The sequence below is a fragment of the Gaiella sp. genome, assembly GCF_035710885.1.
In the GTDB taxonomy this organism is placed as follows: domain Bacteria; phylum Actinomycetota; class Thermoleophilia; order Gaiellales; family Gaiellaceae; genus Gaiella.
Window position 1 is genome coordinate 1 of the sequence record NZ_DASTCS010000026.1, and the last position, 20,470, is coordinate 20,470.

Below are 20,470 nucleotides of genomic sequence, written 5' to 3' on the forward strand. Positions count from 1 at the left end.
AACCGCCGGGGAGCCACCTCGACCTGCGGCGCGAGTAGCCGGCGCCGGGGCGGCCCTCGGTGGGGGCGCTCCGACACCGGCCGTTAGGTCTCAGGCAGCTGCGAGCTCGTACTCGCCCGAGCGAAGGTGGTAGTCGAGCCCCCGCCTTGCGGCATGGGCGTAGGGATGGTGGAAGACGTCCATCGCGCTCTCTCCGTCGTCGAGCACGAGCTCGAACCTCTCGCCTGTCTTCGAGTCGAAGACCGTGACGCTCACGTAGTCGTTGTGCTGATGCCAGAGCAGGGTCACTTCGACGCCGTCGGTCGCCCGAAAGGCGAGCTCTCTCGCGTCGCTGGGTGTGGTCACGCTCGTCATCGCCGCTCCTTTCGGGTCTCGTCGCCTGTCCTCATGCCCGCAGGCTTTCACCGCAGGGCCTGCCCGATAAGGCGGTGCCCCGTCCTATCGTCCGGCGGCTTACCGGCGTCTTCGGGGTTCGGGAAATCGAACCCTCGTGGTGCGTTTCGTCGCGAAGCCTCGGGGTAGGCGGTGTGTGTGAGCGGACGGCGGGCAGATCGCGCGGTGAGGGACGACGCGAGCGCGCGCTACGAGGTCGTGGTGGTGGGAGCCGGTCAAGCCGGCCTGACGATGGGCTTCTTCCTGCGGCGCGCAGGGCGGCAGTTCCTGATCGCCGAGCGAGCCCGGTTGGTCGGCGCCGCGTGGCGCGCGCGTTGGGACTCGCTCACCCTGTTCACGCCTCGTCGCTACAGCAGCCTGCCCGGACTGGCCTTCCCCGGTGACCCCGACGGGTATCCGGGGCGGGACGAGGTGATCGGCTACCTCGAGCACTACGCGGAGCGCTTCGAGCTCCCTGTAGAGCTGTCGAACGGCGTCCGAAGGCTCAGGACAGTCGACGACGGGTTCCTCCTCGAGACCGAGAGCCGCACGATCGCGGCCGACCAGGTGGTCGTGGCCACGGGCCCCTTCCAGACGCCGTACGTCCCGGAGCTCGCAACACGGCTCGCACCTGAGATCTTTCAGGCTCACAGCACCGGCTACCGGAGCCCCGGAGACCTGCCCGAGGGCACGGTCCTCGTGGTCGGCGGCGGCAACACCGGCTACCAGATCGCGAAGGAGCTCGCGGCGACCCGCAACGTCCACCTCTCCGTCGGCTCGCGTCAGACACCGCTGCCGCAGAGGCTCCTCGGCCGTGACCTGTTCTGGTGGCTGACGAAGTCGCGCCTGCTCGGCACGACGGTCGAGTCGCGGCTCGGGAGACGGCTGAGCCAGAAGGACGCGCTGATCGGCTCGAGCCCTCGCGAGCTCCGTCGGAGGCACGGCGTCCAGCTCAGGGCCCGGGCGACGGATGCCTCTGGACGCATCGTCCGCTTCGCCGACGGGAGCGAGCTCGAGGTCGATGCCGTGATCTGGGGGACCGGTTACCGCCCCGATCATTCGTGGATCGAGGCGCCGATCTTCGATCCGAGCGGGCATGTTCGCCACCGGCGGGGGGTGACGGAGGCGCCGGGCCTCTACTTCCTCGGCCTGACGTGGCAGCACACGCGCGGATCGGCGCTGCTCGGCTGGGTCGCCGACGACGCGGCATTCATCGCCGAGCGGATCGAGCACGCGCAGAGCCCGGCGAGCGGAGCGGAGCGCCGTCGCGCGGGCACGGCCGGCGCGGCGGCGACCGCGAAGGGAGGGAGCTAGCGATGCAGAACCAACGCACCGGCGAGACGGACGTGAGGGGTCGATTCCCGACGGAGACGGCCGGCCTTCCGGAGGCCCGCCGCGCGGAGGTCGTGCCCCTGAGCGACGGTGACGAGCTCGAGCTCGAGATCGCGCCGGTGAGCAAGCGGATCGGGGACGCCGTCGTGCGGATGCTGGCGTACAACGGCTCGATTCCCGGCCCGACACTCGAGGTCTCTCGAGGCGCGACCGTCACCGTCCACGTCACGAACCGCGGCGACCTCGACGCGACCGTGCACTGGCACGGGCTCAGGCTCGAGAACCGCTACGACGGGACGCACGACACGCAGGCGCCGATCCCGTTCGGGGAGACGTTCACCTACGAGGTGCACTGCCCCGACGAGGGCGCGTACTGGTACCACCCGCACATCCGCGAGGACTACGGTCAGGAGCTCGGTCTCTACGGCAACATCCTCGTCGTTCCGACCGACCCCGATTACTGGCCCGCCGTGAACCGCGAGGTGCTGCTCACGCTGGACGACATCCTGATCGAGGATGGTGCGGTTGCGGCGTTCGGCGACGAGACGACGCACGTGGCCATGGGCCGCTTCGGCAACGCCATGCTCGTCGCCGGCGAGCCGGAACTGACGCTCGAGGCGAAGCGAGGCGAGGTTGTCCGCCTCTACCTCACGAACACGGCGAACACGCGTGTCTTCAACGTGGCGATCCCGGGCACCCGGATGAAGCTCGTCGGCGGGGACAGCGGGCACTACGAGCACGAGGAGCTCGTCGAGGAGGTGCTCCTGGCTCCCTCCGAGCGCGTCGTCGTGGACGTCCTGTTCGGCGAGCCGGGTCACGTGACACTCGAGCACCGCACGCCGGAACGCTCGTATCGGCTGGCGGGGATCACGGTGAGCGACGAGCCCGCGGCTCCGGCCCTCGCACACGAGTTCGAGGTGCTGCGGACGAACGCAGACATGGCGGCGCTGCGGGAGCGGCTGGCTCCGTTCGTGGACGCTCCGCCCGACAAGACGCTCGCCTTCGTCGCCGAGATGGACATGGGGACTCCCGAGGGGGACGCCGTGTACGCGTGCCCGATGCATCCCGAGGTCGTGAGCGACGAGCCGGGCCGCTGCCCCGAGTGCGGGATGAAGCTGCTCGCGGTCGCGGTGACCTACACCTGCCCGATGCACCCGGAGGTCGTCAGCGAGACGCCCGACCGATGCCCGAAGTGCGGCATGAAGCTGATGCCCGCCCAGGCAGGGCGCGAGCCCCAAGGGCACGCGCACCACGAGCACACGCACGAGGCGCACGATCATCACGGAGCGCACGACCACCACGACCACGCAGGAGAGGGATCGCACCATGCCCGCGGCCACGCGCACGACACGGCGCAGGGGATCGAGTGGGAGGACGACATGGTCGAGGTGAACCGGATGACGACCCCGGCGAACATGCGCTGGAAGCTCGTCGACCGAGACACCGGAGCCGAGAACGCCCAGATCGACTGGCAGTTCCGGGTCGGCGATCAGGTGAAGATCCGCCTCGTCAACGAGATGGACTCCGACCATCCCATGCCGCACCCGTTCCACGTCCACGGGGCCGGCAGGTTCGTCGTCCTCGCCCGTGACGGCGTCGTCGAGCCCAATCTCGTGTGGAAGGACACCGTCCTCGTTCGGACCGGAGAGGTCGTCGACATCCTCCTCGACGTGACGAACCCGGGGCGGTGGATGGCCCACTGCCACATCGCCGAGCACCATGAGAGCGGGATGATGCTCGGCTTCGAGGTCCTCGCATGAGCTGATCGCTCCTGCCGGAGGACCACGCCCTGGGCTCCGGGTCCGAGAGAATGCGCCGGGTGTCGCCACGGCCGGACTGGTACGTCGACGTAACCCCCATCGACCCACGGCGCCTGGAGCCGATCATCGGGGCCGGGCGGGTCGGGGAGCTCCTGGCGGGGGCGAACGCCCTGCGAAAGCCGCTCGAGGGCCGGCGGATCGTGAACGTCAACTCGACGGCCAGCGGCGGCGGCGTCGCGGAGATGCTCGGAACGCTGCTCGGTTACGCACGCGGCGTCGGGATCGACGCCGACTGGCTCGTGATCGCCGGCGACCCCGAGTTCTTCGCGATCACGAAACGGATCCACAACGGCCTCTACGGCTCCTCCGGGGACGGGGGGCCTCTGGGCGCGACCGAGCGGAAGCACTACGAAAGGGCGAATGCAGAGAACGTCTCGCGTGTGAGCGGCGCGGTTCGCAGCGGCGACATCGTGATCGTGCACGACCCGCAGCCGGCGGGGCTCATGGCTCCGCTGCGCGAGCTCGGCGCCCGCGTCGTCTGGCGGTGCCACGTCGGCTACGACGGGTCGAACGAGTGGACGAAGCGCGCATGGGAGTTCGTCCGCCCCTATGTCGAGGTCGCCGACGCGCACGTCTTCTCGCGCGAGGCGTTCGCCCCGAGCTGGATCGACCGCGCCCGGTTGCGGGTGATCCCGCCCTCGATCGACCCGTTCGCGCCGAAGAACAGCGATCTGGCCCCGTACGAAGTGCTCGCGGTGCTGGTCGGGGCGGGGCTCGTCGCTGCGGACGGCGTCCATCCCGACGAGCGCGTCCGGAGCCCTGCGCACGTCGTCCGCGAGGGGCCCCCCGCGGATCCCCGGGCTCCCCTGGTGGTCCAGGTCTCGCGCTGGGACCGGATCAAGGACATGGGTGGCGTGCTGGAGGGGTTCGCCCGCCACGTCACGGCGCCGGACGCGCGGCTGGCGCTCGTCGGCCCCGCGGTGAGCGGCGTCGCGGACGATCCCGAAGGCGAGCAGCTCTGGGAGGAGACGGTCGCCCGGTGGCGGGCGCTGCCGCGAGCCGTCCGGGCGCGCGTCGACCTCGCCACCGTCCCGATGGACGACCCGGTCGAGAACGCCCTCGTGATCAACGCGCTCCAGCGGCACGCCACGGTCGTCGTCCAGAAGAGCCTCGCCGAGGGGTTCGGCCTGACCGTGGCGGAGGCGATGTGGAAAAGCCGCCCGGTGGTCGCGAGCGCGGTCGGGGGGATCGTCGATCAGATCGCAGATGGGGAGACGGGTCTCCTCGTCCAGGACCCGCGCGACCTCGAGAGCTTCGGCCACGCGGTCGAGCGGCTGTTGCGAGACCCGATCGAGGCAGACTGCCTGGGCCGCAACGCGCGGAGCCACGTCGAGCGCCACTTCCTCGGCGACCGGCACCTGCTCGAGTACGCGGCGCTGATCACGGAGCTCGTCGCAGCCGGCTGAAGGCGCGGCGTTGCGGGTCTCTACCGATGCGCGACGAGCCCTGACCCGTTATCGAGAGGGTGCGTGAGCTTCGCTTTTCCGACGGCCGTCGAGGCCGCCGGGCTCGCCCTGCCCGCTTCTCTTCGATCGGGCCTCTACCTCGAGGCCGCAGCCTCTTCTCGCCTCGAGCCACAACCCTCCTCCTGACCTCGCGGTGAACGGTGCCGGGACGCCTCGGCGTCGCCGGAGGCGTCCCGGCGCCTGCATCGATCGGTGCCTGGGCTACCCGCGGACGGTGAACGAGCCGCGCATCTCGTCCGAGTGCGGGTCGCAGACGAACCTGTACGTCTTGCCCGGCCGTAGCCTGACCGTGAACGTCTTCGTGCCGGTTCCGCCGACAGAGGTGGCCACGTTGACGCCCGGGCCGCGGAGGCGGAAGTTGTGCTCGTCGGCACTGTCCCGGATGGCCAGCCGGTACGTGCCACCCTTCTTCGGCTTCACGGACACACCGATCGTGTCACCGGGGCCGACGGTCCCCCGGATCGTCGGTGTCGCCGCCATGGCGGGCACGGCGGTGAGGAAGAGCCCGCAGATCGCGAGCAGGGCAACGCGTGTCTTCACCGTGGTCTCCTTCGGTCGTGTACGGGGACTGCGGGCCGCCGCCGCGGCTTCCGCACTTGCACGCTCCGACGCTCGCAGCGCCTCGGTCGCGCCCGCAAGTGGCCATTGGTCGTAAGACCTCGAGCTCGACCCGCATGCCCCGATGCCGCCCGCGCGGCCGCCGTACCATCGGTCGCGTGCTGCACGCGATTCTCGGAGCAGGCGGGGTCGGGGGCCTGATCGGCGGGGCCCTCGCGCGCGACGGCCGCGACGTCCTCCTCCTGCTCCGGCAGGAGACCCTCGCGCGGCATCCGGGCCGCCTGAGCGTCGAGAGCGTCGTGCTCGGCGATTTCGCGGTCGATGTCCCGACCGCGTCGATGCTCGACCGAGACGTCGACGTCCTCTGGGTGACTCCGAAGGCGACGCAGCTCGGCGGGGCGCTCGAGCTCGCTCCTCCCGAGCGCGTCGAGGGTGCCGTGGTCGTTCCGCTGCTGAACGGGATCGACCACGTCGCGCTCCTGCGCGATCGCTACGAGCGCGTGCTCGCAGCGGCGATCAGGGTCGAGTCGGAGCGTGTGGAGCCGGGGCTCGTCCGCCAGAGGTCGCCGTTCGCGCACGTGACTCTCGCACCGGGCCCGAGACAGGCCGACATCGCGGAGGAGCTGCGCGCGGCGGGGTTCGAGGTCGCGTTCGCAGCCGACGAGCCGACGCTCCTCTGGGAGAAGCTGGCGTTCCTCGCGCCGCTCGCCCTCGCCACGACTGCGCACGGCGGGTCGGTGGGCGCCGTCCAGGGCGACGACGAATGGAACCTGCGGCTGGTGGGCTGCCACGAGGAGACAGTCGCGGTCGCGCTCGCCGAGGGTGCGAGCCTCGATGCGCAGAAGCTGCGGCGCCAGTTCATCGGGTTCTCCGGCGGCGAGATGCGCACCTCGATGCAGAAGGACTTCGACGCCGGCCGGCCGCTCGAGCTGGACGCGATCGGTGGCCCGATCGTGCGCGGCGGTCGCCGGCACGGGATCCCGACGCCGGCGACGGGCGAGCTCGTCCGCCTCGTCGAGGCGCGCCTGTCGTCGGCCGCCGTCTGACGCGCTCCTGGGCGGTGCCGCAAGCCCTACACGGCCGAGGCGCGCAGGTACGTGAGCACGGCGACGACGCGGCGGTGCGTGTCGCCGTCGGGCGGCAGATCGAGCTTGCCGAGGATCGAGCGCACGTGCGCCTCGACGGTCTTCGCCGTGAGCCAGAGCTGCCTGGCGATCCCCGCACAGGCGACTCGCGGGACAACCACGACGAGGATCAGCGCCCTCCCCGATGTCACGACGCTTTGGCCGGGCGATGCTTGGCTGGTTAGGGAAGGAGATGATCGCTTGTGCGCACGGAGCTTCCTACCAAGGAGCACCGGGCCGTCGCGACGTGTCCGCCCCCGCCGGTACCGAAGGAGAAGGACCACCCTGTCAGGTCGGCGATCGCGGTCTCCGGCGTGCCCGGCGCAGTGCTCGCGAGGAACGAGCCCACGGCGGTCGACAAGGCGTTGCTGGGCCTGGGCATCGTCGCACCGCTCGTCTACGCCGCGAGCGACGTGATCGCAGGGTCGCGATGGGAGGGCTACAGCTTTCGCGACCAGACGATCAGCGAGCTGAACGCCATCGGGTCCCCGACGAGAACCCTTACGATCGTCCTCGGGCTCGTCGGTTATTCGCTCCTGATCGGGTTCGGCGTTGGGGTCTGGAGATCGGCGTCACTGAATCGCAGGCTGCGAGTGGTGGGAGCCGCGCTCGTCCTTCTGGGCCTCAACGCGCTGTGGTCGGTGCCGTTCGGCTCGATGCACGTCCGCGAGGCCGAGGAATCGCTCACCGACACGTTGCACCTCGTCGGCCTCCCGATTGCCGGCGGCCTGCTCCTGGTCATCATCGGTCTCGGTGCCGGCACGTTCGGCCGGCGGCTCCGTCTCTACACGGCCGCCACGGTCCTGGTGACATTGGTGTTCTCCGCGTGGAGTGGGATGGACGGCGCCGCGATCGCCGACAACCTCGCAACGCCGTGGGTCGGGGTCAAAGAGCGCATCGCCGTCTACAGCTACCAGCTGTGGCTGGTGGTCTTCGCCATCGCCGTCCTCGGTCGACGCCTCGCGGCCCGTGCCAACGGCCGTACGAAGGACGCGGTCGCGCAGGAACCCACGACGGTGGGATCGGAGCCGAAAGTCGCGGTCTGCTCGACCCGAGATGAGCGTGCGGCGTGACGGAGAGGGGCCTCAGCGAGGCGCCCGATCGTCGGAAGCGCCGGGCGTCGCGTCCCCCTCGAAAAGACCTGCCTGGTAGGCGAGCACGACCGCCTGGACTCGATCGCGCAGGTCGAGCTTCTGGAGGATGTGCGTGATATGCGTCTTGACCGTCGTGTCGCTGATGAAAAGCTCCTTGCCGATCTCGGCGTTCGAGAGCCCCCGGGCGATCAGGCGGAACACGTCGAGCTCGCGCTCCGTCAGGTCCTCGAGCTGCGTCGGAGGCGTGGGCTGGGGAATGCGCGTGAACCGCTCGATCACCCGCTTCGTGACGGCCGGGGAGAGAAGCGCGTCGCCGGCGGCGATCGTGCGGATCGCGGCGAGCAGCTGCTCGGGGGGATCGTCCTTCAGCACGAAGCCGCTGGCACCGGCTTTGAGCGCCTCGTAGACGTATTCGTCCAGGTCGAACGTCGTCAGGACGAGGATCCGGGCGGTCTCGTCGGCGGCGAGAATCCGTCGGGTCGCCTCCAGCCCGTCGAGCTCGGGCATGCGGATGTCCATCAGGACGACGGTGGGATCGAAGCGGGCCGCCTTGTCCACCGCCTCGAGCCCGTTGCTCGCCTCGGCGACCACCTCGATGTCGTCCTCGCCGGAGAGCAGCATGCGGAAGCCGGCGCGAACCATCGACTGGTCGTCCGCGACGAGGACGCGGATGCTCACGACTCGTGGCCTTCGAGCGGGAGGCGCGCGGTGAGGACGAAGCCTCCCTCGGGAGCCGCACCGGCGTTCATCTCCCCACCGTAGATCTTGACGCGCTCGCGGATGCCGACGAGGCCGTGGCCGAGGCCGTCGCCCTTCGCTGCGCCCACGCCGTCGTCCCGCACCTCGAGCTGCACGACGTCGGCCCCGTAGCGGACCGTCACGTCGGCGTGACTTGCGCGGGCGTGCTTGAGTGCGTTCGTCAGGCCTTCCTGGACGATGCGATACGCCGAGAGGTCGATCGCCGGCGGCAGGGACGAGGACTCACCGTCCACGTGCAGCGAGACGGGAAGGCCGGCGCGGCTCACCTCCTCGACGAGCACGTCGAGACTGGCGAGGCCCGGCTGGGGGCCGAGCTCGAGGCCGTCGCCGCTGCGTCGCATCGCGCCGAGGAGACGCCGCATCTCGGCGAGCGCGGAACGGCCCGTCCGCTCGACGCCGCGGAGCGCTTCGGCTTCGTCGGCGAGCGCATCGGGGAGCTTGTGCCGGACGGCGCCAACCTGGAGGACCATCACGCTGACCGCGTGGGCGACGATGTCGTGGAGCTCGCGCGCGATCCGGGCGCGCTCCTCCGCGACGGCGATGCGCGCTGCTGTCTCACGCTCGCGCTCGGCCACCGCGGCGCGTGCCTCCGCCGCCTCGGCCTGCTCGGACTGCCCCCGCAGGGCGAACCCCGCGAGCCAGCTGATCCCGAAGACGAGCGGGATGAAGACCTGCTCGGCGGCCGAGTGATCGGGGAGGTTGTAGACGACGATCGCCGCGCCGCCGAGAACGACGGCCAGGCCGATCCGCGCCTTGGGCGCGTCGCGCAGGTTGCCGAGCAGGAACGACGCCGCCATTCCGATGACGAACACGCTGGTCATGAACGTGACCAGCCGTCCGTCGACGAACGAGAGCGCCACGGCGAGCAGCCAGTAGGCGGCCGGAGCGGCGAACGGGTAGCGGCGTCGCGCGACCAACGGGAGCGCCATCAGCGCGAGCGCCGGGATGCAGAACCACAGGGTCGTGCGCGGCGCGCTCTCCGCCTCGCGCCTGAGTGTGACCTCGAGCATCGCCTCGAGCGCCAGGAGCGCGACCAGCGCGTCGAGCGCGTACGTGCGTGCCAGGTGCCCGAGCCGACTCACGGGCGGAACGTACTCCAGGGCCTCGCTCGTTGCCTCCTACCTGAGTAGGACTCCGGATCGTCGGCGGGTCCGAGAGCAAGATCCGGCCTTCCGACGATGTCGCCGCGCCGCGGCCCTCCTAGCGTCGATCACACAACAAGTCGAGCGAGTTCGAAGGAGGAGAGGCCATGTCAGGTACGAGACACCACAACGATCGGAGCGGCGGATCCAACCTTGCAGCCCGCATGGGCCGGTGGAGCGCCGCCCACTGGAAGACCGCAACGTTCGGCTGGCTCGCGTTCGTCCTCGTCGCGTTCGCGCTCGGCGGCGCGGTCGGCATGACGTCGATCGACGACAGCGAGCCAGGGCCGGGCGAGTCCGGCCGGATGGACAGGATCCTCGACGCCGGGTTCCAGCAGCCTGCCGGCGAGAGCGTCCTGGTGCAGAGCCCGACGCTCCCGACGACCGATCCCGCCTTCCGGGCGGCGATCACGGACGTCGTGGCGAGGCTCTCGAAGCTGGATGTCGTTCAGAACGTGCGGTCGCCGCTCGATTCGCGCAACACGGGCCAGATCGCGCCGAACGGGCGTGCCGCCCTCGTCGAGTTCGAGATCCGCGGCGACCCCGACAAGGCCGTCGACAAGATCGGCCCGGTCCTCGACACGGTCGAGGAGCTCCAGGCGGCTCATCCGGCGGTCTTCGTCGGTGAGTTCGGCGACGCGAGCAAGATCGACGCGGTCGTGACCGCCTACGCCGACGACCTCGGCAAGGCCGGCCTGCTCTCCCTGCCGATCACGCTGATCATCCTCGTCCTCGCGTTCGGGGCCCTGGTTGCCGCGGGCATCCCGCTGCTCCTGGCCCTGACCGCAGTGTTCGCGACGTTCGGGCTCATCGCGCTGCCGAGCGCGATCTTCCCGGTGGCGATGCAGGCACCCGCCCTGGTGCTTCTGATCGGCCTCGCGGTGGGCGTCGACTACTCGATGTTCTACCTGAAGCGGGAACGCGAGGAGCGGGCCGCCGGGCGGAGCGAGCAGGCCGCCCTCGAGGCCGCCGCGGCGACGTCCGGCCGCTCGGTCCTCATCTCCGGCCTGACCGTGATAGTCGCGATGGCCGGGATGTTCCTCACCGGCGACAAGACCTTCGCGTCGCTGGGCGTCGCAGCGATCACGGTCGTCGCGATCGCGATGCTGGGCTCGCTCACCGTGCTGCCGGCGCTTCTGTCGAAGCTCGGTGACCGGGTCGACCGGGCGCGCGTGCCGCTCGTCGGCCGGGTTCGGAAGACGAAGGGCGAAGGGCGCGTCTGGGGCGCGATCGTCGACCGTGTGCTGCGGCGGCCGCTCCTCTCGGCCGTCGTCGCAGGCGGCTTGCTTCTCGCCCTCGCCGCTCCGGCGCTCCAGCTCCGCATGGCGACGCCGGGGCCCGACACGTTCCCGCAGTCGCTCCCCGTCATCCAGGCGTACACCAAGATGCAGCAGGCGTTCCCGGGGACGGCGTTGCCCGCCAACGTCGTCGTCCAGGCGCCGAACGTGAACGCACCGGTCGTCCGTGAGGCGATCCGGCGGCTCGAGCAGCGGGCGCTCGCGAGCGGTCGCATGCACGAGCCGATCACGGTCGACGTCAACGCGAGCGGGACCGTCGCGAACGTCTCGATCCCGATCGACGGCAAGACGACCGATCGAGAAGCCGTCGCCGCGCTCGAGGTGCTCCGCGACGAGATCGTGCCGAACACCGTCGGGGGGTTGCCGGACGTCGAGGCCGGGGTCACCGGGCTCGCGGCGCAATGGCAGGACGGCAGCGACGAGATGAAGTCGAACCTGCTGCCCGTCGTGGCGTTCGTGCTCCTGTTCGCGTTCGCGCTGATGCTGGTCGCCTTCCGCTCGATCGTCGTCGCGGCGAAGGCGATGCTGCTCAACCTGCTCTCCGTCGCCGCGGCCTACGGCGTGCTGGTGATCGTCTTCCAGCACGGCGTGGGGAAGGGGCTGCTCGGCTTCAGCTCCACCTCGGGAATCGAGCCCGTCGTGCCGCTGCTGCTGTTCGTGATCCTGTTCGGCCTCTCGATGGACTACCACGTCCTCGTCCTCGGCCGGATCAGGGAGCTGTACAACCGGGGCGAGAGCATGGACGACGCGATCTCCAACGGGATCAAGCGGACTGCCGGTGTGGTCACCAGCGCCGCGGTCGTGATGGTCTTCGTGTTCTCGATCTTCGCGACGCTCTCGATGCTGTTCTTCAAGCAGTTCGGCGTCGGGCTCGCCGTGGCGATCCTGATCGACGCGACGATCGTTCGGGCAGTGCTCCTGCCCGCGACGATGAAGCTGCTGGGCGAGCGGAACTGGTACCTCCCCGCCTGGCTCCAGTGGCTGCCGCGCTTCGACCACGAGGAGCCGTCGCCGGCCCCCGAGGCGAAGCCGGCTCCCGCTTCGGCGTAGTCCCCCGCACGGTTCCCGGCCGCGGCTCCCCGCGGCCGGGAACCCCTCCCGGGACCCGCTCGGCGACAGCGCGCGCGGGCTCCCCCGCGCCGCCTCGGCCGCCCGTCTCACCCGTCGCTCACGCGGCGCGGGCGGAGAGCCTCCGCGCGAAATAGCCGCGCCAGCTCTCGGGGAGGACGTCGAGGGCGGCTGCGCGGCGAAGGCCCTCGACGTCGTCGTGGTCTCGGGCGTAGAGACGCGCGACGTCCGTCACGCGGAAGCCGCGCGGGTCCCGGGCGAGCGCGACGATCGGGTCTCCCGCCTCGACCTCGCCCTCGCGGACGACGGCGAGGTAGAAGCCGAGGCGCCCACGCTCGAGGAACTCGGTCACGAACGCGGCGCTGCCCATCCTGATCCCGAGCTTGAAGCACGGGAGGCGAGGCTGGGTCACGACGAGCTCGGCGGTTCCGACGCGGTAGCGGTCGCCGACGCTGACGTCCCCGTCGACGACGCCCTCGGTGGTCAGGTTCTCGCCGAACTGGCCCCACGGGAAGTCGAGCTCAGGTCGCTCGTTCCGCCAGAGCTCGTAGAACTCCGACGGATAGACGTAGACGGCCTTCTCCGGGCCCCCGTGGACCCGCAGATCGGCCTGGCGGTCACCGTCGAGGTTGAGCTTCCGGACCGGCACGCGGCCTTCGACCGGCTCCTTGTAGATCCCGGTCGTGACCGGCTTGCCCCTCCACGTCACCACACGCGGGAGCCCGACGTTGACGGAGAGCACCCTCATCGGGCGCTCCCCACCTGCGCGACCGCACCCGTCGCCGCGCGCCCGTCCACCCGCTCGTCGTAGAAGCGCTTGATGTGCGCGCTGATCTGCTCGAGCGAGTCCTCGACGGCGAAGTGGCCGCTGTCGAGCATGTGCAGCTCCGCCTCCGGGAGATCGCGCAGGTACGCGCGGCCCCCCTCGGGGGTGAAGAAGATGTCGTTCTCCCCCCAGAGGATCAACGTCTGCGGCCGGTGCTCGCGCAGGAATGCCTGCCACTGCGGGTACAGCTCGACGTTGGTGCGGTAGTCGTAGAGCAGATCGAGCTGCACCTTGCGCGCACCGGGGCGCTCCAGGAAATGCAGATCCATGTTCCAGTTGTCCGGGCTGATCCGCTCGGGGTCGGCGTGCCCGTGCGTGTAGACGAGCCTGACTCCGTCGAGCTCGAGGAACGGCAGCAGCGGCGCCTCCGTCTCGGGGCTGCGGTCGACCCAGAGCGCGTGGCGGATGCCGTCCCACGCGGCGGTGAAGCCCTCCTCGTAGGCGTTCGAGTTCTGGATCACCTGCCACTCGAGCCAGTCGGGGTGGCGGCCGACGATGCGGTTCCCGATCGGGCCACCGTAGTCCTGGTGGTAGAGCCCGAACGGGCGGAAGCCGGTGTGCTCGAGAAGGCCCTCGACGATCTCGGAGAGCCGGTCGAACGTGTACTCGAAACCGTCCGGCATGTCCGTGTTCCCGAACCCCGGGTAGTCGGGGGAGAGGACATGGAAGCGGTCGGCGAGCGCGGGGATCAGATTCCGGAACTGGTGCGAGGAGGAGGGAAAGCCACCGAGCAGCAGCAGCTTCGGGCTCGCCGGGTCGCCGGCCTCGCGATAGAAGACGGAGAGTCCGTCGACCTGGGCTGTCCGATACGTGACCATGGGACTCCTTTCGATGTCGCAAATTGACGGTGACGGCCCGTCTGCGTCAGGTCGGGCACGGTTCTTACGTCGCGGCCGAAAGAACTCCCTGCCGGCGGACGCTCACGCGGCGTGACGGCTCTCCGCCCAATCCTCCTCCCGACGATCCCGACGGCGGGCGGGCTAGGCTGCGCCCGCCGGTGGGATCGAAGCGCATGCACACCGCTCCCGGCACCGCGCCGGGGCCCCTCGACCTCGAGTCGCGCGCCTGGATCGACGGTCTACGAGCGACGGGCGCCGAACGTGACGCGGCGCTCGAGCGCCTCCACGATCTCCTGCTCCGAGCCGCCTTCGCGGAGGCCGGCCGCCGCCGGCACCGGTACCCGGAGATCGAGGGCGCGGAGCTCGACGATCTGTGCAGGCAGGCCGCCGACGACGCGGTGGTCGCGGTGACGCGAAAGCTCGACGGCTTCCTCGGTGCCAGCCGCTTCACCACGTGGGCCTACGGGTTCGCGGTCATGGAGATCTCGGTGAGGCTCCGCAGGCACGCCTGGTCTGGCGGAAACATCCCCACCGCGGACGACGACGCCACCTGGGATCGGCTGGCCGCCGGCGCGACCGCCGCCCAGGCCCGTCTCGAGTCGGCCGAGCTCCTGGACGCCCTGCGCCGCGCGGTTGCCGAAGAGCTCTCGCCGCGGCAACGCGACGTCTTCGTCGCCGTCGCGCTCAACGGGGTCGAGATCGATGTCGTCGCCGGGCAGTTGCGCACGACTCGCGGCGCCGTCTACAAGGTGCTGTACGACGCACGACAGAAGCTCCGTCGGCGTCTCGAGCGCGAGGGTCATCTGGACGAGGTGAAGGCGAGATGAGCGAACGGGATCCGCTGGAGCGGCTGCTGGGTGCACCCGACGAGGACGCCGGGTGCGAGGGGGGCTTCGCGCTCCTCGCGGAGTACGTCGAGGCGGAGCTCGCCGGTCGAAACGTCGTCGACCTGTTCCCCGGAGTCGCGGCGCACCTGCGCAACTGCCCCGCCTGCGCCGAGGACCACAGAGGCCTGGTCGCGCTCGCCCGCGGCCACAGCCACGCTTCCTGACGGATCGCGCCTCTGGCGCTCTTGCCGTCCACCCACGGGCGTGGCCACCAACGATCCGTCCTCTGACCCCTGCCCGCGAACGCAAGGGCGGGCGAGTTGGCGTCTCCTACCTGAGGAGGACGCGAGATCGTCGCCGGGTGCGAGCCCGGACACGGCTTTCCGACGACGTCGTGGCGCTGGCGCGCTCGTAGCGTCGTGGCATGGACTCGACCACGAAAGGAAGCGACATGAAAGCCGCGACAACGCCCGTCAGCGCCGCGCGTATCGTCTCCCTCGCGCTCATCGCGCTCGCGGTCATGGGGCTCGCGTACCTCCGGTTCGCACCCGACGACCGGGTCTCCGTGCCGGCCGGCGCGATGGCCGGAGACCTCCGCCTCGAGGACTGCGACTACGCCACCGAGAAGGGCAGCTACGAAGCAGACTGCGGCACGCTCGTCGTGTCCGAGAACAGGCACAGGGCCGATTCGCGACTGATCGCGCTCCCCGTGACACGGATCCGCGCCAGGTCCGCGCATCCGAAAGAGGCGATCTTCCGCCTCGAAGGCGGTCCCGGCCTGACGAACATGCAGTTCGAGAACGCGAGCCGGTTCGCCGACGACCACGACGTCGTCCTTGTCGGCTACCGCGGGATGGACGGTTCCTCCGTGCTCGACTGTCCGGAGGTCGAATCGGCGATGAAGCGCTCGACCGACCTTCTCGGCGAGAAGTCGTTCCGCGCGCGCGCCGACGCTTTCCGCGCCTGCGCGCACCGACTGACGGACGACGGCGTCGATCTCGCCGGCTACAGCCTGCCGCAGCGGGTCGACGATCTCGAGGCCGCCCGCAAGGCGCTCGGCTACGGCCGCATCGACCTCCTGAGCGAAAGCGCCGGGACACGCACTGCGATGATCTACTCCTGGCGCTACCCGAGGAGCGTCCACCGGTCGGTGATGATCGGGGTGAACCCGCCCGGTCACTTCGTCTGGGACGCGAAGACGACCGACGAGCAGATCCGCCGCTACGCCGCCCTCTGCGCGGAGGACTTGTCCTGCGAAAGCCGTACGCCTGACCTCGCGGCCTCGCTCCGGTCGGCCTACCGGCGCATCCCGGATCGCTGGTGGTTCCTGCCGATCAGGGACGGCAACGTCAAGGCAGGTGCGTTCTTCGGCCTGATGGCCGCGACCACCGACGGCGCCGGGCCGCTGGCCGCGCCGTGGACGATCGACACGCTTCTGTCCGCCGACAAGGGTGAGGCCGGCGGTGCCTGGCTCATGTCGCTGCTGGCGCAGGTCGCCTTCCCGAGCGAGCAGCTCTGGGGCGATGTCGCCGCGGTCGCCAGGAGCGACGCAGCGCATGCCCGCCGCATCTTCGCGACCGACGCCGACCGCAACTCGCTCATCGGGACTCCCGGCACCGACCTGGTCTGGGCCGGCGGGAGGCTCCTCGACGCGTGGCCGGCCAACCCTGACGAGAACGAGTACACGCACGTTCGCGACTCGAACGTCGAGACGCTCCTCGTCGGTGGCAACCTCGACTTCGCGACGCCGCCGCAGTGGGCGACCCGCGAGTTGCTCCCCCATCTGCCGAACGGCCACGAGGTCGTCGTGCGCGATCTGGGCCACACGAACGACTTCTGGACCTACCAGCCGGCCGCGAGCACGCGCCTGATCAACACCTTCTTCGACAGCGGGCGCGTCGACACGAGGCTCTACACGCACAACTCCGTCGACTTCACGCCCAGCATGGGCCACGGCGCGATCGCGAAGATCGTCCTCGGGGTGATGCTCGGGCTCGCGGGGCTGGCCGCGCTCTCGCTCCTCTGGATGCCGCTTCGCGTGCTCGTTGTCGGCGGCTTCGGACGCAAGGCGAGCGTGGTGCTGCGCTCCGTCTACCCTGTCGTCCTCGGTCTCGGCGGCTGGTGCCTCGGGGCTCTGATCGTCTTGACGACGATGCCAGGCGTCCCTGTCGACGACGAGCTGCTCGCCGCTCTTTCGGTCGGGATCCCCATCGGGCTCGGTGTGTACCTCGCCTGGGTGAACCGCGAGCTGTCCGCCCGGGCGAACGCCACGGGGTTCGCGGCGGCGGTCGCGGGGGCCCTCGTCGGTGGGTGGCTCGGGTTCAACGCCACGGAGGGGTTCCTGGCGCTGATCACCACGATGGTCGGTGCCACCGTCGGCGCGAACCTCGTGCTCATCGTCCTCGATCTGGCATGGGAGCGGTCGATCGCCAGCCGCCCCGCGGGTGAAAGCGACGTGATCTCACGCGGCGCGGCCCCGGCGGGTGCGTCTCCCCGCACGGGGCCGTAGGCGCTCCCGACAGCTCTGGTCGTTGGACCCCACGCCTTCGAAGCCCGGGTTGCCGACAAGGTCCCGGGCTACGACGTTCTTCCGCCTCTGGCTTCGTGCCTGTATGGGCTATGCCTCGATTGCGGACGTGTCCGGCCCTATTGGCCGTCTAGCCTCGGCGACGTCAACCGCGTGCGGAGGGACGGGATGAGCACGACGCAACGGACGACGCATGTACACGACTTCGACTTCTACGTCGGTACCTGGGCGATCCACAACCGGCGTCTCCGCAAGCCGCTCGCCGGCTCCACGGAGTGGTACGAGTTCGAGGCGATCTCGCGGGCCAGGATGGTCCTCGACGGGAACGCCAACTTCGACGAGTACGAGGCACCGACCGAGGGCATCTTCGGTCTGACCCTGCGGCTCTACGATCCCGACAACGACGAGTGGCTGCTCTACTGGGCGAGCAGTCGCGGTGGCCCGCTGGACGTGCCTCAGGTAGGCAGGCTCGACGGCGATCGAGGCGAGTTCTACGCCGACGACGTCTACGACGGCCGTCCGATCCGCGTCGTCTACGTGTGGTCGGCGATCACGCCGAGCTCCGCCCACTGGGAGCAGGCGTTCTCGCTCGACGGCGGAGCGACGTGGGAGACGAACTGGATCATGGAGTCGACGCGGACGAGTTGACCCGCGGTCGAATCCGCCTCGAGGTCCTGTCGCCGACCACGCGGTTTCAGCGGCCGACCGCGTAGCCCTGCTGGCCGCGCGGGTTGGCGCCGGCCTTCAGCATCCCGTCGGGCTCCCGGCCGACCGCGGTGACGCGGCCCAGCGACCAGTCCGGCCAGACGGTCACCTCGTGACCGCGACGGCGCAGGTCATCGATCGCGCTCTCGCCGAACCGGCCCTCGACCGAGAGCGAGCGCTCCTCGAAGCCGCGCGGGTAGAACGACGAGATCAGGTGGTCGGTGTGGAAGTCGGGCGCGTCGATCGCCTCCTGCAGGTTCATCCCGCGGTCGACGTGGCGGAGGAAGACGTGCAGCGCCCACTGCTCCTGCTGGTCGCCGCCTGGCGTGCCCCAGGCGAGCCAGGGCTCCCCCCGGCGCAATGCCAGACCGGGTGAGAGCGTCGTCCGGGGGCGGGCGCCCGGCCTGAGCGACGAGGGCAGGCCGTCCTCCAGCCAGAACATCTGCGCCCGCGTGCCGAGGGGCCAGCCGAGCGCTCCGATCACCGGCGAGCTCTGCAGCCAGCCGCCGCTGGGCGTCGCCGACACCATGTTCCCCCACCGGTCGACCACGTCGAGGTGAACCGTGTCCCCGCGGGTCGGCTCACCGGAGCCGGCCGTCGGGCCGGCTACGACGAGGCCCGGCAGCCTCCCCAGGCCCGGTTCGTACGCGGTCGAGGCGTCGTCCGACACGAGCGCCCGCCGCGCGTCGTTGTAGTCGCGGGAGAGCAGCGTGTCGAGCGGGACCTCGGTGTCGCCGTACAACGCGTCGCGGTCGGCGAAGCCGAGCTTCGCGCACTCGGTCACCACGTGGACCAGCTCAACCTCCGAGAGGGCAGCGAGGTCGAAGCCCTCGAGCAGCGCCAGCTGCTGCAGCGCCACGGGCCCCGAGCCCCACGGCCGCGTCTTGCACACGGTGATCCCGCGGTAGTCGTGGCTCGCGGGCGGCTCCAGCGTCGCCTTCCAGGAGGCGAGGTCGTCGCCGGTCAGGAGCCCGCCCTCCGCCTCGCAGAAACGGTGGATCTCCTCGGCCACGAAGCCCTCGTAGAAGATGCGCCGCGCACGCTCGATCTCGTCCTCGCGGGCGCCGCCGCGCGCCTCGTCGACGATCCGGCGGTACGTGGCCGCGAGCGCAGCGTTTCGGAAGCGCGTCCCCACGTCGGGTGGCGGGAGATACAGCTTCCGCGACGCAGGCCAGCTCTCGAGGAGCTCCGTCTCGCGCTCGATCACCAGGCGCATGCCCTCGACGACGGGGTAGCCGTCGTCCGCGTAGCCGATCGCGAAGGCGAGCACGTCCTCGAGCCGCCAGGTGCCGAAGTCGCGCAGCAGCAGCAGCCAGCCCCCGAAGGCTCCCGGCACGCAGGCGGCGAGGACGCCGGTGCCCGGGATCAGGTCGTGTCCGAGCGAGCGGAAGCGCTCGATCGTTGCTGCGGCCGGAGCGACGCCTTGGCCGCAGAGCACGAGCGGCTCGGCGCGCTCCGCCGACCAGAAGACAGCGGGTACCTCTCCTCCCGGCCCGTTCAGGTGCGGCTCCACGACCTGCAGGGTGAATCCGGCCGCGACGGCGGCGTCGAAGGCGTTCCCTCCCCGCTCGAGCACCGACATCCCCGCCGCGGAGGCGAGCCAGTGGGTCGACGCCGCCATGCCGAACGTCCCGCGGAGCTCCGGCCGCGTCGTGAAGCTCACGCCACCCCCAGCCGCTCGTCCGCGAGTCGCGGCGCCTCGCCGCCCGGGCCGACGAGGTGACAGGCGACCAGGTGCCCGCGACCGACGTCGCGCAGAACGGGCTCCTCGTCCACCGACCGCGGCGCGGAGCGGTGCGCGAGCGGGCAGCGGGTGCGGAAGGCGCAGCCCGACGGAGGATCGAGCGGGCTCGGGATCTCCCCGGTGAGGACGATCCGGCGCCGCCCTCGCTGCTGCTCCGGGTCCGGTGTCACCGCGGCCGAGAGGAGCGCCTGCGTGTACGGGTGCTTCGGCGAGTCGAACAGCTCGTGCGTCGGCGCCGTCTCCACGATCTTGCCGAGGTACATCACCGCCACACGGTCGCAGAGGTACTCGACGGTGGCCAGGTCGTGGGTGATGAACAGGCAGGAGAAGCCCATCGACGCCTGCAGGTCCCGCAGCAGGTTGAGGATCGCGGCCTGCACCGAGACGTCCAGCGCCGACACCGGCTCGTCCGCGACCAGCACGCTCGGCTCGACGGAGAGCGCCCGCGCGAGCCCGACACGCTGGCGCTGCCCCCCGGAGAGCTCGTGCGGATAGCGGAACCGCAGCTCCGGCCGCAGGCCCACGAGGTCGAACAGCGCGGCGATCTTCCCGTCCAGCGCCTTCCCCCGTGCGAGGCCGTGCAGCCGCAACGGCTCCGCGACGATCTGCCCCGTGGTCAGCCGGGGGTTGAGCGACGAGTAGGGATCCTGGAAGACCATGTGCAGGTGGCGCCGGTGCGGCCGGAGCTGCCGCCGGGAGAGCCGCGTGATGTCGACGCCTCTGAGGCGGATCGTCCCCGAGGTCGGCTCCACGAGCCGCAGCACGCAGTTCGCCACGGTCGTCTTGCCGCTTCCCGACTCACCCACGAGCCCGAGCAGCTCGCCGGGCGCGATCGCGAAGGAGACCCCCTCGACCGCGTGCACGACCCCGTCCCCGCCCAGCATGCGGTTGCCGGCGGGGAAGCGCTTGACGAGATCCTCGACCTCGAGAGCAGGGGCGAGGCCGCCGTCGAGGCTCATGGGCCGACCT

18 protein-coding genes and 1 pseudogene are annotated in these 20,470 nt (G+C 70.6%); 10 read left to right on the forward strand and 9 right to left on the reverse strand.

Going from position 1 to position 20,470, the window contains the following annotated elements:
• Positions 1–90: 90 nt before the first annotated feature.
• The gene (locus VFO26_RS05705) at positions 91–354 is read right to left on the reverse strand and encodes a hypothetical protein (protein ID WP_325113940.1); all 264 of its coding nucleotides are present in this window, start codon (positions 352–354) and stop codon (positions 91–93) included.
• 177 nt (positions 355–531) lie between these two features.
• On the opposite strand from VFO26_RS05705, the gene VFO26_RS05710 reads away from it, so the two are divergent.
• Genes VFO26_RS05710 through VFO26_RS05720 form a run of 3 tightly spaced genes read left to right on the forward strand, consistent with a single transcriptional unit; the run spans position 532 to position 4,930 of the window.
• Positions 532–1,686: an NAD(P)/FAD-dependent oxidoreductase gene (locus VFO26_RS05710; protein ID WP_325113941.1), complete on the forward strand. Its 1,155-nt coding sequence runs from the start codon at positions 532–534 to the stop codon at positions 1,684–1,686.
• Between the two features lie 2 nt (positions 1,687–1,688).
• Positions 1,689–3,464, forward strand: coding sequence for a multicopper oxidase domain-containing protein (locus tag VFO26_RS05715; protein ID WP_325113942.1), 1,776 nt, complete (start codon positions 1,689–1,691; stop codon positions 3,462–3,464).
• A 59-nt stretch (positions 3,465–3,523) separates the two neighbouring features.
• Positions 3,524–4,930: a glycosyltransferase gene (locus VFO26_RS05720; RefSeq protein ID WP_325113943.1), complete on the forward strand. Its 1,407-nt coding sequence runs from the start codon at positions 3,524–3,526 to the stop codon at positions 4,928–4,930.
• 261 nt (positions 4,931–5,191) lie between these two features.
• On the opposite strand, the gene VFO26_RS05725 is transcribed toward VFO26_RS05720, so the two are convergent.
• A complete protein-coding gene (locus VFO26_RS05725; RefSeq protein WP_325113944.1) occupies positions 5,192–5,530 on the reverse strand; it encodes a hypothetical protein in 339 nt (112 codons plus the stop codon).
• A 176-nt stretch (positions 5,531–5,706) separates the two neighbouring features.
• Here VFO26_RS05725 and VFO26_RS05730 point away from each other — a divergent pair, with 176 nt between their 5' ends.
• Complete coding sequence (locus tag VFO26_RS05730; protein ID WP_325113945.1) at positions 5,707–6,594, forward strand: 2-dehydropantoate 2-reductase; 888 nt, start codon at positions 5,707–5,709, stop codon at positions 6,592–6,594.
• A gap of 26 nt (positions 6,595–6,620) precedes the next feature.
• Here the strand turns inward: VFO26_RS05730 and VFO26_RS05735 are convergent.
• Positions 6,621–6,767 (reverse strand): annotated as a pseudogene (locus VFO26_RS05735) (LuxR C-terminal-related transcriptional regulator); the annotation flags it as partial.
• 108 nt (positions 6,768–6,875) lie between these two features.
• Between VFO26_RS05735 and VFO26_RS05740 the strand changes: the two are divergent.
• Entirely contained in the window at positions 6,876–7,745 is an 870-nt protein-coding gene (locus VFO26_RS05740; RefSeq protein ID WP_325113947.1) for a DUF998 domain-containing protein, read from the forward strand.
• 12 nt (positions 7,746–7,757) lie between these two features.
• Here the strand turns inward: VFO26_RS05740 and VFO26_RS05745 are convergent, their stop codons facing one another.
• Together VFO26_RS05745 and VFO26_RS05750 are read right to left on the reverse strand one after the other, a co-directional pair.
• Positions 7,758–8,444 (reverse strand): response regulator transcription factor, encoded by a 687-nt coding sequence (locus VFO26_RS05745; RefSeq protein ID WP_325113948.1) that lies wholly within the window; start codon positions 8,442–8,444, stop codon positions 7,758–7,760.
• On the reverse strand, positions 8,441–9,607 hold the full coding sequence (locus VFO26_RS05750) for a sensor histidine kinase (RefSeq protein WP_325113949.1): 1,167 nt from the start codon (positions 9,605–9,607) through the stop codon (positions 8,441–8,443). The genes VFO26_RS05745 and VFO26_RS05750 overlap by 4 nt, the downstream gene beginning before the upstream one ends.
• A 224-nt stretch (positions 9,608–9,831) precedes the next feature.
• Between VFO26_RS05750 and VFO26_RS05755 the strand changes: the two genes are divergently transcribed.
• Entirely contained in the window at positions 9,832–12,015 is a 2,184-nt protein-coding gene (locus VFO26_RS05755) for an MMPL family transporter (RefSeq protein ID WP_325113950.1), read from the forward strand.
• Between the two features lie 118 nt (positions 12,016–12,133).
• On the opposite strand, the gene VFO26_RS05760 is transcribed toward VFO26_RS05755, so the two are convergent.
• Positions 12,134–12,781, reverse strand: a complete 648-nt coding sequence (locus VFO26_RS05760; protein WP_325113951.1) for an MOSC domain-containing protein — start codon at positions 12,779–12,781, stop codon at positions 12,134–12,136.
• A complete protein-coding gene (locus VFO26_RS05765; protein WP_325113952.1) occupies positions 12,778–13,677 on the reverse strand; it encodes an alpha/beta hydrolase in 900 nt (299 codons plus the stop codon). Before VFO26_RS05765 ends, VFO26_RS05760 begins: the two co-directional genes overlap by 4 nt.
• Positions 13,678–13,856: 179 nt before the next feature.
• Here VFO26_RS05765 and VFO26_RS05770 point away from each other — a divergent pair, with 179 nt between their 5' ends.
• From VFO26_RS05770 to VFO26_RS05785, 4 genes are all read left to right on the forward strand, one after another.
• Complete coding sequence (locus tag VFO26_RS05770; RefSeq protein ID WP_325113953.1) at positions 13,857–14,525, forward strand: sigma-70 family RNA polymerase sigma factor; 669 nt, start codon at positions 13,857–13,859, stop codon at positions 14,523–14,525.
• Positions 14,522–14,749 carry a hypothetical protein gene (locus tag VFO26_RS05775; RefSeq protein ID WP_325113954.1) on the forward strand — a complete coding sequence of 76 codons (228 nt, stop codon included), beginning with the start codon at positions 14,522–14,524 and terminating at the stop codon, positions 14,747–14,749. Before VFO26_RS05770 ends, VFO26_RS05775 begins: the two co-directional genes overlap by 4 nt.
• Positions 14,750–14,976: 227 nt before the next feature.
• Positions 14,977–17,034 carry an alpha/beta hydrolase gene (locus VFO26_RS05780; RefSeq protein ID WP_325113955.1) on the forward strand — a complete coding sequence of 686 codons (2,058 nt, stop codon included), beginning with the start codon at positions 14,977–14,979 and terminating at the stop codon, positions 17,032–17,034.
• 186 nt (positions 17,035–17,220) lie between these two features.
• The gene (locus VFO26_RS05785) at positions 17,221–17,700 is read left to right on the forward strand and encodes a hypothetical protein (RefSeq protein ID WP_325113956.1); all 480 of its coding nucleotides are present in this window, start codon (positions 17,221–17,223) and stop codon (positions 17,698–17,700) included.
• 46 nt (positions 17,701–17,746) lie between these two features.
• Here VFO26_RS05785 and VFO26_RS05790 read toward each other — a convergent pair whose 3' ends face one another.
• Both VFO26_RS05790 and VFO26_RS05795 read right to left on the reverse strand, forming a co-directional pair.
• Positions 17,747–19,378 carry a gamma-glutamyltransferase family protein gene (locus VFO26_RS05790; protein WP_349259051.1) on the reverse strand — a complete coding sequence of 544 codons (1,632 nt, stop codon included), beginning with the start codon at positions 19,376–19,378 and terminating at the stop codon, positions 17,747–17,749.
• A 38-nt stretch (positions 19,379–19,416) separates the two neighbouring features.
• Positions 19,417–20,460: an ABC transporter ATP-binding protein gene (locus tag VFO26_RS05795; RefSeq protein ID WP_325113959.1), complete on the reverse strand. Its 1,044-nt coding sequence runs from the start codon at positions 20,458–20,460 to the stop codon at positions 19,417–19,419.
• Positions 20,461–20,470: the final 10 nt, after the last annotated feature.